This is a genomic window from Sphingomonas sp. PP-F2F-G114-C0414 (genome assembly GCF_003688595.1).
GTDB lineage: Bacteria > Pseudomonadota > Alphaproteobacteria > Sphingomonadales > Sphingomonadaceae > Sphingomonas.
Genome location: NZ_RCWT01000009.1, coordinates 330,564 through 346,724, shown reverse-complemented (window position 1 = coordinate 346,724; position 16,161 = coordinate 330,564). Strand labels below are relative to the sequence as shown.

Below are 16,161 nucleotides of genomic sequence, written 5' to 3'. Positions count from 1 at the left end.
GGCGAGCCTTTGCGAAGAGGTTTCATGCGCAAGTCCTTTCTCTTCACTTCCGAATCGGTCTCCGAAGGCCATCCCGACAAGGTCGCCGACCAGATCAGCGATACCGTCGTCGACCTGTTCCTCGCCAAGGACCCGCAGGCGCGGATCGCCTGCGAGACGCTGACCACCACGCAGCTCGTCGTCCTTGCCGGTGAAATCCGCGGCAAGGGCATCTACGAGAACGGCGAGTGGGCGCCGGGCGTGCTCGAGGAGATCGAGGCCGCGGTCCGCAACACCGTCAAGGAAATCGGCTACGAGCAGACCGGCTTCCACTGGAAGACCTTCCGCTTCGAGAACAACCTCCACGCGCAGTCCGCGGAAATTGCGATGGGCGTCGACGAGAGCGGCAACAAGGACGAGGGCGCCGGCGATCAAGGCATCATGTTCGGCTACGCGACCGACGAGACCCCCGGCCTGATGCCTGCCACGCTGTATTACAGCCACAAGATCCTCGAGCGGATGGCCGCTGACCGCCATTCGGGCGTTGCGCCGTTCCTCCAGCCCGACGCCAAGAGCCAGGTCACGCTGTCGTACGAGAACGAAGCGCCGGTCGCCGCGACCGCGCTCGTCGTCTCGACGCAGCATGCGCCGGGCTATTCGGAGAAGGGCACGAACCCCGATCCCGCCAAGTACGCCGAACTGCGTGACTACGTGATGGGCGTGTTCAAGGACGTGCTGCCCGACGGCTTCATCTCCGACGCGACCAAGATCTACATCAACCCGACCGGCGCGTTCGAGATCGGCGGCCCCGACGGCGACGCCGGCGTCACGGGTCGCAAGATCATCGTCGACACCTACGGCGGCGCGGCCCCGCATGGCGGCGGCGCGTTCAGCGGCAAGGATCCGACCAAGGTCGATCGTTCGGCCGCGTACGTCTCGCGCTATCTGGCGAAGAACGTGGTCGCAGCCGGCCTCGCGCGCCGCTGCACGATCCAGCTCAGCTACGCGATCGGCATCGCCGAGCCGCTGTCGGTGTATGTCGACCTGCACGGCACCGGCACGGTCGACGAGGCCAAGCTGGAGGCGGTCCTGCCGCAGCTCGTGCGCTTGACGCCGAAGGGCATCCGCGAGCACCTCAAGCTCAACGCGCCGATCTACAAGAAGACTGCGGCGTATGGCCATTTCGGTCGCGAGCCCGTGGGCGACACGTTCACCTGGGAAAAGACCGATCTGGTCGACGCGCTGAAGGCCGCCGTCGCCTGATAGCGACGCCTTTGGTGATGTGAAAAAGCCTCCCGCGGATCCAGTCCGCGGGAGGCTTTTTTTTGTTCACTCGTTCATCCCGACGAAAGTCAGGATCCAGGGTAACAAGCGGTGTCCATCATGGCTCTGGATCCTGACTTTCGTCAGGATGACGGGAGGGGTTGGTTCGCACCGCGGAAATTGAGCCCTACTAGTCCCTCTCCCCGCTGGGGAGAGGGAGGGAGGAGCCGCTTGGCGACGGAAGGGTGAGGGGCGTTGGGGAGAGGGTCCGAGCCTCACTCCCCCTCACCCTCCCACCCGGCTTCGCCGTGCGGGCCCCTCCCTCTCCCCGAGGGGAGAGGGATTATCGAAGGCCAGGCTCGTATTAAAGCACGCGTCACGAACGCCGACCCTTCCTTCGACAAGCTCAGCCGCTACTCAGGACGAACGGCGTCGGTAACCTGAGCATGCCGCTGCTCGGTCAAAATCTGCCACGCCGTCAGGAACAGCGCCGCGACCAACGGACCGACGACGATGCCGCTGATCCCGACCGCTTCGATCCCGCCGAGCGTCGACACCAGCACGATGTAATCCGGGATGCCGGTATCCCGCCCGACCAGGATCGGGCGCAGGATATTGTCGGCCAGACCGATCACCACGACGCCCGAGACGACGACTACCACGCCCTGCCAGATCGCGCCGGTCGCCAGCAGATAGACCGCGACCGGGACCCAGACGAGCGCGGGGCCCAACGCCGGCAGCAGCGACGTCAGCGCCATCAACAGCCCCCACAGCAGCGCGGCCGGCACCCCGACGATCCAGAACGTCACCGCGCCGAGTGCGCCCTGCGCGAGACCGACGATCACCGATCCCTTGATCGTCGCGCGCACCACCGCGACGAACTTGTCGACCAGCGTCATCGCCACCGAATGCTCCAGCGGCAACGCACGCCGGATCGCCGGCCCCACCTTGTCGCCGTCGCGCAGCAGGAAGAACGTCACGTACAGCCCGATGCCGAACGACAGCACGAACGCTGCCGCGTTGCGCCCGATCGACAGCGCCTGCCCGGCGATCGAGCGGACGCTGTTGCCGAGGATCGTCGACACGCGCGACTGTGCCTGTTCGAAGCTGTTGAGCCCGGCCTTGTCGAGCGCACCCTGGATCCGGCGCGGCAACGCGTCGTGGATCTGCTGGAAATACGCGCCGAAGTTGATCTGCCCGCTTTGCAGCTTGGCGTAGACCGAGGCGGACTGGTCGATCATCAGGCTGCCGATGATGAGCGTCGGCACGATCACCGCGACGAAGATGATCAACAGCGTCATTGCCGCAGCCAGATTGCGGCGGCCCGGCCAACGTTTGAGCAGCCACTGGTACAACGACTGGAACAGGATCGCCGCCAGCCCGCTCCAAAGCAACGCCACCGCGAAGGTCGAAACGACGACGCACAACGCTACCGTGATCGCCACCAGGAAGACGATGAAGCCCCCCGTTTCCAGCCGACGCCTGTCGATCATGTCCTACCCCTTTTCTAGCGCCGCACCGCGATCCGCCGCCACCTTTATAATAAAAGCCGCCCCCCGGTCTTCACCAAGGGACGGCCCAGCTTTCGGCGCAGCTATGCGCCGGCGCTATCAGCGAAGCTTCTCGCTGCCGTTGACCAGCGCATCCTTCTGCGCCTGTGGCATCGCCTGCGCGTTAACATCGGCATCGTCGATCGCGTCCGACTGACGCTCACCGTCCTTGCGAACCGCCTTGGCCTGATCCTCGAGGTTGTCAGCGGCTGCGTCGAGCGAATCGGCGCGGTTGTCCGCGGCCTTCTCGACCTGGCTGCCGAGCTTGTCGTCGCCCTTGCCGCCGCAGGCTGCGAGCGGGAGTGCGATGGCGGCGATCAACGTGGCGATGGCGAGTTTCTTCATGGTATCTTCCCTCTGGTGTTGAGGTCGCAAACCGTCACGGGCTCGTAACGGTTCCACGCAACGCCGCCATCCGCGAAAAAAGTATGGCTAATCAAGCGTTAGCGACAGGCGCGCCGAGCAAAGGCAGCTTTTCCGCGGCGACGTTTTCGATCACCGGTGCGACCCGGTCGAACACCGCGCTGACCATCGCCTCGGCAATCCAGCCGACGGCCGCGCCGACGACGAGGTCGGACAGATAGTGCTTCCCATTGATCGGCTGCGCGACGGCGACCACGCCGGTGATCAATGCGGCGGGTGTCCCGGCCCCATCGATATCGCGCGCCACGGCACGCGCAACCGCTACCGCGCCGGCGGTATGTCCCGACGGGAACGAGGTCTGTTCATGCTCGTCGCTCTTGCCCGGTTCGAACCGCGCCTTGCCGTCCTCGATCGCCTTTTCGGGGCGTGTGCGATCGACCGACGCCTTGATCGCCGACTTGACGAAGGTCGCCGCCGCATGCGCCGCCAGCATCCGCACGCCGCCGCGGATCACGTCCGGCCTGCGCGCGATCAGGCCGATCACGACCGTGCCGATCGAGGTCGCCACGAGTTGCGGCTGGTCGCCGATCTCGGCGAGGAATCCAGTCGCCTTGACCAGCGGTTGATCGCGGTGCTCGGCGGCTTTGTGCGTCGCGTCTCGGTCCGCCTTCTCGACGGCCTTTGCGGCTTGCTTGGTTTTGCCCATCAGTTTTCGCCCTGTCCGTCCATCTCGCCGCGCACCTGTGCATGCGCGAGCAAGGCGAACAACCCCGCACCGCCCAGCAAGTTGCCGAGCACCGCGGGCAGGATCAATGCGCCCAACGCCTGCCAGACGCCGGTGTGCCCGGAGAACAGCAACAGGAAGGCCTCGTCCGAGCCGACGATCGAATGGCTGAACCCGCCGATCGCCACGACATAGGTAATCGCGAAGATCACCATGAACGCCTGTTGCCGCGCGTTGGGCAGCGACCAGGCGAGGATCGCGATCATGAACCCGGCAGGAATCGCGTTGACGAACGTCGCCCAGGCCGAAAGCTCGGTGATCCGCATCGATACCTCGATCATCGCCCCGCGCAATTCGCTGTTGCCGAGCACCCCCGCCGCGATCGCACCGCCGGTAATCGCCGTCCCGATCAGATTGGCGAGGAGCACCACGCCCCACAGCCGCAGCGTCCGCTTCAGCGCCCAGCCTGATGGCTTCGTCACCAGGGGCAGCATCGCGCTGATCGTGCTCTCGGTGAACAACTGCATCCGCCCTAGGATCACGACCAGAAAGCCGATCGGATAGCCGAGCGACACGATGATCGTCCGCCACGGCGTGTCCGGCAGTGCCTGATGCAGCGCCCCCTCTGCGATCAGCGAACTGGAGATCGCCATGCCCGCGGCAAGCCCCGAAAAGAACAGCGACGACACCGGGCGGTCGAGTTCCTCCTCGCCCGCCTCGCGCACGGCCTTGTGCAGGTCCTGCGCATCGGCGGCCTTGAGGTTCTCGACGTCTTCGCCGGGCGGATTAGAAGCGTTGTCGACCATTACGAGCGTGCAACGGTTCGCGTCATGCTTTGCTCCGGCGCAATCGCCCGCTAGAGCGCGCGGCGATGAACGATCCTTCTGTTATCCGCCGCCTCTATGGCCGTCGCCAGGGCCACAAGCTGCGTCTCGGCCAGGCCGCGCTCGTCGAGGAAACGCTCGCCGACCTGTCGGTGCCCGAAGAAGGGCTGATCGACGCGATGACGCTGTTCGGGGACGATCGCCCCCTCCATGTCGAGATCGGCTTCGGTGCGGGCGAGCATCTGGCGGGACAGGCCGCGATGAACCCGGAGGTCGGGTTCATCGGCTGCGAGCCGTTTCTCAACGGTGTCGTCGGCGCGCTCGCGCACATCCGCGATGGCGAACTGACCAACGTGCGGTTGCACATGGGCGATGCGCTCGAGGTGATCGAGCGTCTGCCCGACGCGAGCCTCGATCGGTTGTACCTGCTCCATCCCGATCCGTGGCGGAAGGCACGCCACGCCAAGCGCCGCATGGTCAATCACGGTCCGCTCGACACGATCGCCGCCAAGCTGAAGCCGGGCGCGGAATTCCGGCTCGGCACCGACGACCCGACCTATTGCCGGTGGTCGATGATGATCATGAACGCCCGCCGCGATTTCGAATGGCAGGCAAACACCCCGCACGACTTCCTGACTCGTCCCGACGACTGGCCCGAGACGCGGTACGAGCGGAAAGCGCGGCGGCAGGGGCACGAGGTCTGGTATTATCGCTACCTGCGGGTGTGATCCGCGCGGGCGCTAGCTGCGGGTGTGATGCCCGCTGCGGCGCCAGAGCCAACCGAACGCGCGACCGGCGAGCGAGGGTAACCCCGGCCTGAGCAGCAGCCAGTCGCGGATCGGGGCGTCGACCCGCGCGCCGATCACGCGCTTGTAGCCGCTGTCGCCCGCCCCCCAATCGATCCGGCGCGTGCCATGCGCGAGCGCGGCGGCGATATTGCGCCAGTAGAGAAGCTTGCCGGGCGAATGCTTGGCGAAGCGCGGATCATAGCTGTTCGCGATCGCATACAACAGGTCGCCGGTGTCGATGTCGAACGAGAAGGCGGCGGGCTTGCCATCGACGCCGAGCAGCGCCGCGCGGAACATCGCGGCCAGGACCGGGTCGGCGACGGCGGCCTGCCAGAAGGCGAGGTGACCGTCGCGCGTGAATTTCATGCCCGTGCGATCGGTTGCATGCGCGATCCAGCTGCTCTCCTCGATCGTGCCGAGCGCTTCGAACGCGGCAGGCCAATCGCCGCCCGACAGGAACCGCCACTCGAGCGCACCATGGTCGGCAAGATGTTTTTCGTGGAAGCGGTTCTTGCGCTGCGTCGAACGGCGCGGCCAGGGCTTCCCATCGACGACCGGGTGGAGATCCAGCGACCAGCTCTCGCCGATCGGGCGATCGATCACCACCCAGCCGTTTGCGCGGGCGGTGGCGATCAGCGCGGTGGCGGCGAAATCATCGTCATAGACCGGGCCGATGCGCAGGCCGTTGATGTGCGCGGACAGCGTCGACAGCGCGGTCTTCAGCGCGGCGTCGCCATGTTCGAGCGCGAGGCCGAAGCTGCGGAACGGCCAGTAGCATCCGGGGATCGCCGCGATCCCCAACGCGGGCGGGCCACGCGGGACGAACGGCAGCGTCAGCACCGGCGCATCGTCCTGTTCGACGACCAGCGTGCGGGCCTGCCCGCCATAGGCGGCGAGCGCGGCGGCGTACCAGCCGAAGCGGAGGAAGCGATGGCTCGGCGCGCCTCGTTCCGCCACGCTGTCGATCGCGGCGGCCAGCCCCTCGACCACGTCGCTGCGCACGATCGGCGGCAGCCGGACGAAGTCGGCCAGAAGCATCGGCTTGGACATTCGCCGTCGATACCGCGGAGAAGGTTACGATTGCATGCTCTTTTGCGGCCGGCCCTTTTGCAATCGGCGACGTTCCCCAGCATGGTGGCCGTCATGCCGACGATCCCCGCCATTTCGACCATCGCCCAGACGATCCAGCTCTCGCTCGCGCCCGTGTTCATGCTCGCGGGCATCGGCCAGTTGCTCAACGTGCTGGCCGGGCGGCTGTCCCGCGTGATCGACCGCGCGCGAAAACTGGAGCAGCTGCACCCCAATTTCTCGGCCGCCGATCGGACCCGCTACGGCTGGGAACTGCGGTTGCTCGACCGTCGGATGACGATCATCAACGCGGCGCTGTTCCTGGCGGTGTCAAGCGCGATCATGACCTGCGTGCTGATCGCGCTGCTGTTCATCGCCGAACTCGCCAAGCTTCATTTCGGTACGGCGGTCGCGCTCTGTTTCATTCTCGCGATGATCCTGCTGATCGCGGCCTTGGTCTCCTTCATCTTCGAGGTCAGAATGTCGTTGAGAGCCTTCCGGATCCGGCCTGAATTGCTGAAGGACCTGTTGTGATCGAGAAACGCATATTGCAGGCGGTGATCGCGGTCGCGTGCCTGTTGCCGCTGATCGTCGGCGGCCAAGGCGTGCTGCACGGGCCGGCCCCGTTCGGGCATCTGAGCGATGTGCCGCGCGATCTGGACAGCCATTTCCGGTATATCTCGGGGATCTTTTTTGCGACCGGGTTGGGGTTTTTGAGCTGCATTCCGGCGATCGAGCGCAAGGGGCCGCGGTTTCGGCTGCTTGGCGGGCTGATCTTCATCGGCGGACTGTCGCGCGGGATTTCGCTGCTGGCGGTGGGCGTGCCGTCGCAGGGCCACGTGCTCGGGCTGGCGATGGAGACGGTCGTCGTGCCGCTGCTGATGCTCTGGCAGTGGAATTTCGCGAAGCGGGCTGACTGACGCCTCCCCCACCCCCTCCGGGGCACATCGTCCCATCCACCGTCATCCTGACGAAAGTCAGGATCCAGGGTCACGCAGTACGGAGCTCCTGGCTCTGGATCCTGGCTTTCGTCAGGATGACGGGACGTATGGGGCATCGCGGTCTGGTTGCCAGCAGACCGGCCGGGTCATACTAGCGAGCAGCATCAAGGCCCGGACCGACATCGGCGGTCGGAAGATACCGTGGCGCGACCCGCGTCTTCGCTTTCTGCTCATACGCATAGCCGGCACCGAGAACCGCTGCGTCGCCATACTTCGTCGCGATGAACGACAGCCCGACGGGCAGTCCGCGGACCAGCCCCATCGGCACGGTCAGGTTCGGATAGCCCGCCACCGCCGGCAGTCCGCTCGAACTCGGGCCACCGTATTGATCGCCGTACACAGGCTCGCTCAGCCACGCGGGGCCGTAGGTCGGCTCGACCAGGACGCTCGCGCCCGCCGCCTTGAGCATCGCATCGATCCCCTCCGCGCCCGCCAGCCGCAGCGATTTCGCGCGCGCTGCCTTGTACGCCGGATCGTTCAACCCCTTGGTCTTCGCCGCAGCCTCGAACGTCTCCTGCGCGAAGAAGGGCATTTCGGTGCCTGCGTTGGCGGTGTTGAACGCGATGACCTGATCGAGCGTCCGCGTGCCGACCGCCGCTGGCGTGGTCGCGAGATAAGTGTCGAGATCGGCCTTCAACTCGGTCTGGAGCACGACGAGTTCCGCCTCGCCGAGCCCATCGAGCTTGGGCTGCTTGACCTCGACCAGCACCGCGCCCGCCGCCTTGAGCACATCGAGCGAGGCCTGGTATTTCGCGGCAAGGTCCGCGGTCATCTCGGGCCGGATCACGCCGATGCGCAGACCCGACAGCGCGCTGGTCGACAGCCCGGCCGCATAGTCGCGCTTGTAAGCCCCTGCCCCCGCGGTCGCGGCATCGGCAGGATCGGCCGCGATCATCGCCGAGAACAGCGTCGCGACGTCGCGCACACTCCGCGCCATCGGCCCCGGCGTATCCTGGCTGTGGCTGATCGGCACGACATGCGTGCGGCTCACGAGGCCCAGCGTCGGCTTCAACCCGACCAGCCCGTTGAGCGACGACGGACACACCACCGAGCCATCGGTCTCCGTGCCGATCGCCGCCGCCGCGAAGCTCGCCGCGATCGCCGCGCCCGAGCCGCTCGACGATCCACACGCGGTCCGGTCGAGCGCGTAGGGATTCTTGACCAAGCCGCCGACCGCACTCCAGCCGCTCATCGACCGGGTTGAGCGGATGTTCGCCCATTCGCTGAGGTTGGTCTTCCCCAGGATCACCGCCCCCGCCGCGCGGAGTTGCGCGACCACGGGCGCATCGCGACGTGTGAGATTGTCCTTCAGCGCGAGGCTGCCGGCCGTCGTCGGCATCGCATCGGCGGTCTCGACATTGTCCTTGATCAGCACCGGCACGCCGTGGAGGGGCCCACGGATGCGCCCGGCCTTGCGTTCGACGTCGAGCGCCCTGGCCTGCGCCAGCGCGTCGGGGTTGAGCGCGATGACGGCGCGGAGAGTGGGGCCCTTGCGGTCCATGGCCGCGATCCGTGCGAGATAGGCGCGGACGAGGTCGACGCTGCTCGCCTTGCCGGACTTCATAGCCGCCTGGAGCTGGTCGATCGACTGTTCCTCGACCGCGACCGTCTTTGCGCTCGCGACGGCTGGAACGGCGGTTGCGAGCAATAGCCCGATGATAAACTTACGCATTTTGCGAATCCCCTTTGGCGCGAGGCTATCGGGGTTGCGGGCCTGCGCCAAGCGGTCTGAACGATGCTCGACACGATGCGTTACGGACCAGCAACGGATAGGGGAATGGCGTGCGTCTGGTGTTGAAGATCGTCGGAGGCGTCGTACTGCTGGCGGTCGTGGTCGTCGCGCTGGCGGTGACGATCGTCCCACGCTTCCTCGACCGCATCTACTACCGCGGACCAGCGACCGGCCATTTCGATGGCGCGCACTTCGCCAATCCCGACAACGACGCCGACACGCAGCAGATCCAGCCGGCCGGTGGCGGTCGCGCGAGCTTCTTCTGGCGCTATTTCACGGGCAGCGATGGGCGGCCTGCGTGGCCGAAATCGGTCGCAGTGAACCGCATCGCTCCGCCCGCCCGCGTCGAGGGCGAGCGGATGGTCGTGACGTGGGTCGGCCATGCGAGCGTGCTGATCCAGACGCAGGGGCTCAACATCCTCACCGATCCGGTCTGGGCGGAGAAGGCCGGGCCGCTGGGCACGGGCCCGCGTCGTGTCGCCGAGCCGGGGATCGCGTTCGATGCGCTGCCGAAGATCGACGTCGTGCTGGTCAGCCACAATCACTACGATCATCTCGACAAGGCGACGCTGCAGCGGCTGTGGGAGCGCGATCGGCCGCGGATCGTCACGAGTTTGGGCAACGACAGCGTGATCGGCCAGACCGGTGCGGAGGCGACCGCGCTCGACTGGGGGCAGCGAGTGGCGATCAAGCCCGGCGTTTCCGTCACCGTGACGCGAAACCATCATTGGGGCAGCCGCTGGTTCACCGATCGCAACCGCGCCTTGTGGTCGAGTTTCGTCGTGACGCTGCCGGGCGGGAACGTGTTCTTTGCGGGCGATACCGGGATGGGCGACGGCCGGTGGCCGGTCGAAGCGGCGGCGCTCGGGCCGGTTCGGCTGGCGCTGATCCCGGTCGGTGCGTTCCGGTTCGTCGACGGGCAGATGGAGTCGGGCAGCCATATCGGACCGGTCGACGCGGTCGAGGTCTATCGCCGGCTCGGCGCGGCGCACGCGATCCCGATTCACTGGGGGACGTTCCGGCTGTCGTTCGAGGGGTATGATACGCCGCCGAAACTGCTGGCGGCGGCGATGCGGTGTACGGGGCAGACTGGGTTCGCGCCCGTGGCGATCGGGCGGCCGACGGAGGTTGCGGGGTATGTGAAGCCGGCGGCGGTTACGCCTATGCCGCGGGCGGCGTTGCTCAAGTGTCTCGATACGCCGACGGTTCGGGCTCTGCGCTAAATTTCCCGTCACCCCGGAGCTATTCGGCAGGTATTCTCTTCGAGCGAGTAAGCCTGTTTCCCCGCGAAGGCGGGGACCCAGACTGGGCTCCCGCCTTCGCGGTAGAACAACGAGAGAGAAGCGTAACGCCGGCCCCCCTATCCAACCACCCCGGCGAAGGCCGGGGCCCAATTGGGGAAGGCTGCTAACGGTGGACAGCCCCTCGTTACTGCCACCTTTCCAATTGGGCCCCGGCCTTCGCCGGGGTGGTATTTCCCTCAATCGTGCACGCACCTCACCCCATCTTGAACACGCAGAGCTTGTTGCCGTCGGGATCGCGGAAATATGCGCCGTAGAAACCCATTTCCTCGGGTCCGCGCGTGCCGGCAGCGCCTTCGTCCGCGCCGCCGAGTTCGATCGCCTTGGCGTAGACCTGGTCGACCTGCTCGCGCGAATCCGCTGCTAGCGCGACCATCGTGCCGTTGCCCGCGGTCGCAGCCGCGCCGTCATAGGGCTTGCCGATCACAAGCATCGGCTTGTCGGGGCCCGCGCCGTAGAAGGTCAACTGGCGGGCGTCGGGCATTTGCATCAGGCGCTTGCCGCCCACCGTCGCGAACAGCGCGTCGTAAAACGCCAGTGCGGCGTCGATGTCGTTGGTGCCGAGCGTCGCGTAACCGATCATGGGTCTCTCCTAAGTTGGTAGAGGCCTATCGACGGGTTCAGCCGCGGAGACAATCCATCCGCATACTGCCATCCGTCCAAACCGTCATCCTGGACTTGATCCAGGATCCAGGGCCACGATCGAAACCGCTTGGGGCTCTGGATCCTGACTTTCGTCAGGATGACGGAGAGTCAGCCGACGAAGGCGCGCTCGATCACGAACGTACCCGGCTTCGAATTCGCGCCCTCCTCGAAGCCATTCGCCTCGAGCATCACCGCGAATTCCTTGATCATTTCGGTCGAGCCGCACAGCATCGCACGGTCGGTCTCGGGGTTGAGCTTCTGCTCGCCGCGGACCGGATGGCCGAACAGCGACGCGTCCTCGATCAGCGCACCGATCCGCCGCGTGGTGCGGAACGGCTCGCGCGTCACGGTCGGGATGTAGTGGAACTGCGTCTGCGCCTCGTCGGCGATCAGCGGATCCTCCGCCAGCAGCCCGACCATCTCGTCATGATACGCCAAGTCGCTCACGCGACGCACGCTGTGCACGACGATCACCTGCTCGTACGCGGCATACACGTCGGGATCGCGCATCAGGCTGAGGAACGGCGCGAGGCCGGTGCCGGTCGAGAACATGAACAACCGCTTCCCCGGCAACAGCGCGTCGAGCACCAGCGTGCCGGTCGGCTTCTTGCCGAGATACACTTCGTCGCCGGGCTGGATCAGCTGGAGCTTCGAGGTCAGCGGGCCATCCTCGACCTTGATCGACAGGAACTCGAGCTCTTCCGAATAATGCGGGGACGCGATCGAATAGGCGCGCATGATCGGCTTGCCGCCTTCCTGCGGCAAACCGATCATCACGAACTCGCCCGACCGGAAGCGGAAAGTGGATGGCCGCTCGATTGCGAAACTGAACAGATGTTCGTTCCAGTGACGCACCCACAGCACCTTGGCGTTCAGGAACGCGGGGGTCTCGGGGATCAGCGCGGGCGCGCGGGTTGCTTCGACGGTCGGGGCGGTCATGCGTCTATTCCTTGGCCTACGCGCGGACGCTGGCGGATCGATGGCTTGCGAAACGGTCGCATTATGGGCGTGAGCCGGACGGGTCAACAACAGCTAAACTTGGCATCGGCCAAACGGGTCCCGCGGCCGTTGCCGACTCAGGCCATGTTCCCCATATTCCCCCTCGATGGCCATTCAGATCCGCACCAGTCTCGCCGAGCCCGAAACCGGCGAAAGCTTCGTCCCGCACCGCCCGACCGCGCGCCCCGACAAGGTCGAGGGCGGCAAGCGATTCAACCTCGTCAGCGAATACGAACCGGCGGGCGACCAGCCTACCGCGATCGCTGAACTCGTCTCCGCGATCGGCGAAGGCGAGAAGGACCAGGTGCTGCTTGGCGTCACCGGCTCGGGCAAGACCTTCACGATGGCCAGCGTCATCAACCGCGTCCAGCGCCCTGCCCTGATCCTCGCGCCGAACAAGATCCTGGCCGCGCAGCTGTATGGCGAGATGAAATCGTTCTTCCCCGACAACGCGGTCGAATATTTCGTCAGCTATTACGATTATTACCAGCCCGAGGCGTATGTCGCGCGCTCGGACACGTACATCGAGAAGGAATCCTCGACCAACGAGTCGATCGACCGGATGCGCCATTCCGCCACCCGCGCGCTGCTCGAACGCGACGACGTGATCATCGTCGCGTCGGTGTCGTGCCTGTACGGCATCGGCTCGGTCGAGACCTATTCGGCGATGATCTTCGACCTCAAGAAGGGCACGACGGTCGACCAGCGCGAGATCGTGCGAAAGCTCGTCGCGCTCCAGTACAAGCGCAACGACGCCGCGTTCCAGCGCGGCAATTTCCGCGTGAAGGGCGACACGCTCGAGATCTTCCCGTCGCATTACGAGGACAGCGCGTGGCGCATCTCGTTCTTCGGCGACGATATCGAGGAGATCATCGAGTTCGATCCACTGACCGGCAAGAAGGTCGCATCGCTGAACTCGGTGCGCGTGTACGCGAATTCGCATTACGTGACGCCCGGCCCGACGCTCAAGCAGGCGGGCGAGGCGATCAAGCACGAGCTCGCCGAGCGGCTGAAGGAGCTGGTGCTGGAGGGCAAGCTGTTGGAGGCGCAGCGCCTGGAGCAGCGCACTAACTTCGATCTGGAAATGATCGCCGCGACCGGCTCCTGCGCGGGGATCGAGAATTACAGCCGCTTCCTCACCGGCCGCATGCCGGGCGAGCCGCCACCCACTTTGTTCGAATACCTGCCCGACAACGCGCTGCTGTTCGTCGACGAGAGCCACGTCACGATCGGCCAGATCAACGGCATGTCGCGCGGCGATCATCGTCGCAAACTGACGCTCGCCGAATACGGCTTCCGCCTGCCATCGGCGATCGACAACCGCCCGTTGCGCTTCAACGAATGGGACGCGATGCGGCCGCCGACGACCTATGTCTCGGCGACTCCCGGCAGCTGGGAGATGGAACAGACCGGCGGCGTGTTCGCCGAACAGGTCATCCGCCCGACCGGGCTGATCGATCCGCCCGTCGAGATCAAGCCGGTCGAGGAACAGGTCCAGGACCTGATCGTCGAGGTCGGCAAAACGACCGCGCTCGGCTACCGCACCCTAGTCACCACGCTGACCAAGCGGATGGCCGAAGATCTGACCGAATACATGCACGAAGCGGGCATAAAAGTCCGCTACATGCACAGCGACGTCGAGACGCTGGAACGCATCGAACTTATCAGAGATCTCCGTCTGGGCGTCTACGACGTGCTGATCGGCATCAACCTGTTGCGCGAGGGATTGGACATCCCCGAGTGCGGGCTGGTCGCGATCCTCGATGCGGACAAGGAGGGCTTCCTGCGCTCCGAGACGTCGCTAATCCAGACGATCGGTCGCGCAGCACGCAACGTCGATGGCCGCGTGATCCTGTATGCCGACCGCGTCACCGGATCGATGGAACGCGCGATGAACGAAACCTCGCGCCGCCGCGAGAAGCAGGTCGCGTACAACACCGAGCACGGCATCACCCCGACGACGATCCGCCGCAACATCGGTGACATCATCGCGCATGTCGCGAGCCAGGATCAGGTGACGATCCCGATCGACGAGGACCGCCCGCACATGGTCGGCCACAACCTGCGCGCGTACATCGAGGACCTCGAAAAGCAGATGCGCAAGGCTGCGTCGGATCTGGAGTTCGAGACCGCCGGGCGCCTGCGCGACGAAATCCGACAGCTGGAGAACGAGGAACTCGGCCTGCCGGTCGACCAGCAGAAGGCGCCGGTCATGGGCCGCTCGAACGAGGGCAAGCCCGGCACGCGAAAGACGCGCTACGGCAAGAGCCAGAAGATGCGGATGGGGGGATCGCGGTCGCGATAATCGGTCGAACTTCGGTCGCCCCGCCCCTTGGCGTCCGCACGGATCCACGGTAGCGTCGCTGATCCGGCGGGGGCCGGGTTCTGGGGAGTAACGATTATCGCTACCATCAAAGCCGTCGCGCGTTCGCGCGGCGCATCGCGTCCGTGGGCTGCAGTTGCCGCGATCACGGCGCCGATCGCGGCCTTACTGCTGACGGCCTGCGGGGGTAGCGATTCTGCAAGTTCGCCGACCGTTCCGCCCACGGCCCCGACGCCGACCCCCGCTCCCGTGAACGCCCCCCCGGTCTTCACATCGGCCAATGCCGTCAGCGTGGTCGAGAATACGACGACCACCGTCTATCAGGTCGCGGCAACCGATCCCGAGGGCGCCCCGGTCGCCTACGCGATCAGCGGCGGCGCGGATGCCGCGAAGTTCACGCTGAACGGAACCGGCCAGCTCGGCTTCGTGGCACCGCCGAATTTCGAACTGCCGACCGACCTCGACGGAAACAACGTCTATCTGGTCCAGCTGACTGCGAGCGACGGTCAGGCGAGCACCACGATCGCACTCCAGGTCACCGTGACGAACAGCAAGGAGGGGATCGCCGTCCACCGTGTCGCGACCGGTTTCATCCACCCCGTCGCGATCGCCAGCCTGAGTGCCACGCGGATGCTGGTCGCGGAACGATCCGGCGCGATTTACGATCTGAACCCGCAGACCGGTGCGCGGACGTTGTTCTATCAGGTCGCCAATGTCGGAACCGGCGACCGCGGGATGATCGCACTGGCGGTTGCGCCGACGTTTGCCACCACCGGCATCTTCCACGTGATGTTCACGAACCCCAACGGGTTCCTGATCGTTCAGCGCTATCTCCGCAACCAAGCGGGGCCGACTGTCCCGGATAATAGCGGTCCGCTGCTGGCAGTGTCCGCACCCCAATATCCCGGCGGGGGTTGGCTGGGCTACGACGCCGGCAACCTGATCATCGCGACGGGCGATGCCGGTGGCGCCGGCGACCCGGCTGGCAGCGCGCAGGACTCATCGTCAAGATTGGGGAAGATCCTTCGCGTGACGAACAATCCGGACCCCTATGCCGGAGCCTCTCCGCAGTTCTTCCTGGTTTCGGCTATCGCGAAGGGCCTGCGAAATCCGAACGGCGGCGCGTATTACAGCGGTGGCCTGCTGATCGCCGACAGCGGACAGGATGTCGCCGAAGAGGTCGACTTCCTGCCGCTCGGCGCACCCGTGACGAATTTCGGATGGCCGTTCAAGGAAGGGACCAAGATCGTCCGAGGCACCCCTCCGGCCGATGTCGTAGACCCGTCGATCCAATATCCGCACACCGGCGGCACGCGCTTCGGCCAAGCGATCGTCGGCGGATTTGTCGGCTCGCCAACGATCGCCTCGCTGTCGGGCGTCTATGTCTTCGCCGATCGCAACGGCGCCCTGTTTACGACGCCTGCCGATTCACTGCGCCGTGCCGGGACGATCGAGGGGCCGATGCTGGAGCGGCGCAACGAGGATTTTGCCCCGGATCAGGGCACGATCGATCGCCCGGTTTCGTTCGGCGTCGCGAGCGATGGTCAGGCCTATATCGTCGACGACGACGGCGAAATCCTCAGCATCGACCAAGGGTAGCG

15 protein-coding genes are annotated in these 16,161 nt (G+C 65.8%); 7 read left to right on the top strand and 8 right to left on the bottom strand.

The genetic code is table 11. The features are described from left to right. Positions 1-24 precede the first annotated feature (24 nt). The gene (gene metK, locus C8J47_RS02205; protein WP_121884259.1) at positions 25-1,242 is read left to right on the top strand and encodes a methionine adenosyltransferase; all 1,218 of its coding nucleotides are present in this window, start codon (positions 25-27) and stop codon (positions 1,240-1,242) included. Between the two features lie 413 nt (positions 1,243-1,655). Here the strand turns inward: metK and C8J47_RS02200 are convergent, their stop codons facing one another. From C8J47_RS02200 to C8J47_RS02185, 4 genes are all read right to left on the bottom strand, one after another. Continuing rightward, positions 1,656-2,735: an AI-2E family transporter gene (locus tag C8J47_RS02200; protein WP_121884258.1), complete on the bottom strand. Its 1,080-nt coding sequence runs from the start codon at positions 2,733-2,735 to the stop codon at positions 1,656-1,658. A gap of 117 nt (positions 2,736-2,852) precedes the next feature. After that, positions 2,853-3,137: a hypothetical protein gene (locus C8J47_RS02195; protein ID WP_060526497.1), complete on the bottom strand. Its 285-nt coding sequence runs from the start codon at positions 3,135-3,137 to the stop codon at positions 2,853-2,855. Between the two features lie 91 nt (positions 3,138-3,228). Continuing rightward, complete coding sequence (locus C8J47_RS02190) at positions 3,229-3,861, bottom strand: phosphatase PAP2 family protein (RefSeq protein ID WP_121884257.1); 633 nt, start codon at positions 3,859-3,861, stop codon at positions 3,229-3,231. Further along, positions 3,861-4,685 (bottom strand): formate/nitrite transporter family protein, encoded by an 825-nt coding sequence (locus C8J47_RS02185; protein WP_121884256.1) that lies wholly within the window; start codon positions 4,683-4,685, stop codon positions 3,861-3,863. The genes C8J47_RS02190 and C8J47_RS02185 overlap by 1 nt, the downstream gene beginning before the upstream one ends. 65 nt (positions 4,686-4,750) lie before the next feature. On the opposite strand from C8J47_RS02185, the gene trmB reads away from it, so the two are divergent. Then, positions 4,751-5,431, top strand: a complete 681-nt coding sequence (trmB, locus tag C8J47_RS02180) for a tRNA (guanosine(46)-N7)-methyltransferase TrmB (RefSeq protein ID WP_121884255.1) — start codon at positions 4,751-4,753, stop codon at positions 5,429-5,431. 12 nt (positions 5,432-5,443) lie between these two features. Here trmB and C8J47_RS02175 read toward each other — a convergent pair whose 3' ends face one another. Continuing rightward, a complete protein-coding gene (locus C8J47_RS02175) occupies positions 5,444-6,541 on the bottom strand; it encodes a GNAT family N-acetyltransferase (RefSeq protein ID WP_121884254.1) in 1,098 nt (365 codons plus the stop codon). Positions 6,542-6,634: 93 nt separating this feature from the next. Here C8J47_RS02175 and C8J47_RS02170 point away from each other — a divergent pair, with 93 nt between their 5' ends. Together C8J47_RS02170 and C8J47_RS02165 are read left to right on the top strand one after the other, a co-directional pair. Beyond that, on the top strand, positions 6,635-7,093 hold the full coding sequence (locus C8J47_RS02170; protein ID WP_056053043.1) for a DUF2721 domain-containing protein: 459 nt from the start codon (positions 6,635-6,637) through the stop codon (positions 7,091-7,093). Then, on the top strand, positions 7,090-7,479 hold the full coding sequence (locus tag C8J47_RS02165) for a DUF4345 domain-containing protein (protein WP_121884253.1): 390 nt from the start codon (positions 7,090-7,092) through the stop codon (positions 7,477-7,479). Before C8J47_RS02170 ends, C8J47_RS02165 begins: the two co-directional genes overlap by 4 nt. Before the next feature lie 172 nt (positions 7,480-7,651). Here C8J47_RS02165 and C8J47_RS02160 read toward each other — a convergent pair whose 3' ends face one another. Next, positions 7,652-9,232: an amidase gene (locus C8J47_RS02160; protein ID WP_121884252.1), complete on the bottom strand. Its 1,581-nt coding sequence runs from the start codon at positions 9,230-9,232 to the stop codon at positions 7,652-7,654. Positions 9,233-9,342: 110 nt separating this feature from the next. On the opposite strand from C8J47_RS02160, the gene C8J47_RS02155 reads away from it, so the two are divergent. Beyond that, complete coding sequence (locus C8J47_RS02155) at positions 9,343-10,515, top strand: MBL fold metallo-hydrolase (RefSeq protein WP_404969236.1); 1,173 nt, start codon at positions 9,343-9,345, stop codon at positions 10,513-10,515. Between the two features lie 274 nt (positions 10,516-10,789). On the opposite strand, the gene C8J47_RS02150 is transcribed toward C8J47_RS02155, so the two are convergent. Together C8J47_RS02150 and C8J47_RS02145 are read right to left on the bottom strand one after the other, a co-directional pair. After that, positions 10,790-11,176 (bottom strand): VOC family protein, encoded by a 387-nt coding sequence (locus C8J47_RS02150; protein ID WP_121884251.1) that lies wholly within the window; start codon positions 11,174-11,176, stop codon positions 10,790-10,792. A gap of 170 nt (positions 11,177-11,346) precedes the next feature. Further along, a complete protein-coding gene (locus tag C8J47_RS02145; RefSeq protein ID WP_107963158.1) occupies positions 11,347-12,177 on the bottom strand; it encodes a ferredoxin--NADP reductase in 831 nt (276 codons plus the stop codon). 166 nt (positions 12,178-12,343) lie between these two features. Between C8J47_RS02145 and uvrB the strand changes: the two genes are divergently transcribed. Beyond that, the gene (uvrB, locus tag C8J47_RS02140; RefSeq protein ID WP_121884250.1) at positions 12,344-14,542 is read left to right on the top strand and encodes an excinuclease ABC subunit UvrB; all 2,199 of its coding nucleotides are present in this window, start codon (positions 12,344-12,346) and stop codon (positions 14,540-14,542) included. A 267-nt stretch (positions 14,543-14,809) separates the two neighbouring features. After that, positions 14,810-16,159 carry a PQQ-dependent sugar dehydrogenase gene (locus C8J47_RS02130; RefSeq protein WP_147454263.1) on the top strand — a complete coding sequence of 450 codons (1,350 nt, stop codon included), beginning with the start codon at positions 14,810-14,812 and terminating at the stop codon, positions 16,157-16,159. Positions 16,160-16,161 lie beyond the last annotated feature (2 nt).

What these genes read in the sequence shown, in the direction of transcription:
- metK (WP_121884259.1), top strand. Translation starts at nt 25, where the DNA reads ATGCGCAAGTCCTTTCTCTTCACTTCCGAATCGGTCTCCGAAGGCCAT.
- C8J47_RS02200 (WP_121884258.1), bottom strand. Translation starts at nt 2,735, where the DNA reads ATGATCGACAGGCGTCGGCTGGAAACGGGGGGCTTCATCGTCTTCCTG.
- C8J47_RS02195 (WP_060526497.1), bottom strand. Translation starts at nt 3,137, where the DNA reads ATGAAGAAACTCGCCATCGCCACGTTGATCGCCGCCATCGCACTCCCG.
- C8J47_RS02190 (WP_121884257.1), bottom strand. Translation starts at nt 3,861, where the DNA reads ATGGGCAAAACCAAGCAAGCCGCAAAGGCCGTCGAGAAGGCGGACCGA.
- C8J47_RS02185 (WP_121884256.1), bottom strand. Translation starts at nt 4,685, where the DNA reads ATGGTCGACAACGCTTCTAATCCGCCCGGCGAAGACGTCGAGAACCTC.
- trmB (WP_121884255.1), top strand. Translation starts at nt 4,751, where the DNA reads ATGAACGATCCTTCTGTTATCCGCCGCCTCTATGGCCGTCGCCAGGGC.
- C8J47_RS02175 (WP_121884254.1), bottom strand. Translation starts at nt 6,541, where the DNA reads ATGTCCAAGCCGATGCTTCTGGCCGACTTCGTCCGGCTGCCGCCGATC.
- C8J47_RS02170 (WP_056053043.1), top strand. Translation starts at nt 6,635, where the DNA reads ATGCCGACGATCCCCGCCATTTCGACCATCGCCCAGACGATCCAGCTC.
- C8J47_RS02160 (WP_121884252.1), bottom strand. Translation starts at nt 9,232, where the DNA reads ATGCGTAAGTTTATCATCGGGCTATTGCTCGCAACCGCCGTTCCAGCC.
- C8J47_RS02150 (WP_121884251.1), bottom strand. Translation starts at nt 11,176, where the DNA reads ATGATCGGTTACGCGACGCTCGGCACCAACGACATCGACGCCGCACTG.
- C8J47_RS02145 (WP_107963158.1), bottom strand. Translation starts at nt 12,177, where the DNA reads ATGACCGCCCCGACCGTCGAAGCAACCCGCGCGCCCGCGCTGATCCCC.
- uvrB (WP_121884250.1), top strand. Translation starts at nt 12,344, where the DNA reads ATGGCCATTCAGATCCGCACCAGTCTCGCCGAGCCCGAAACCGGCGAA.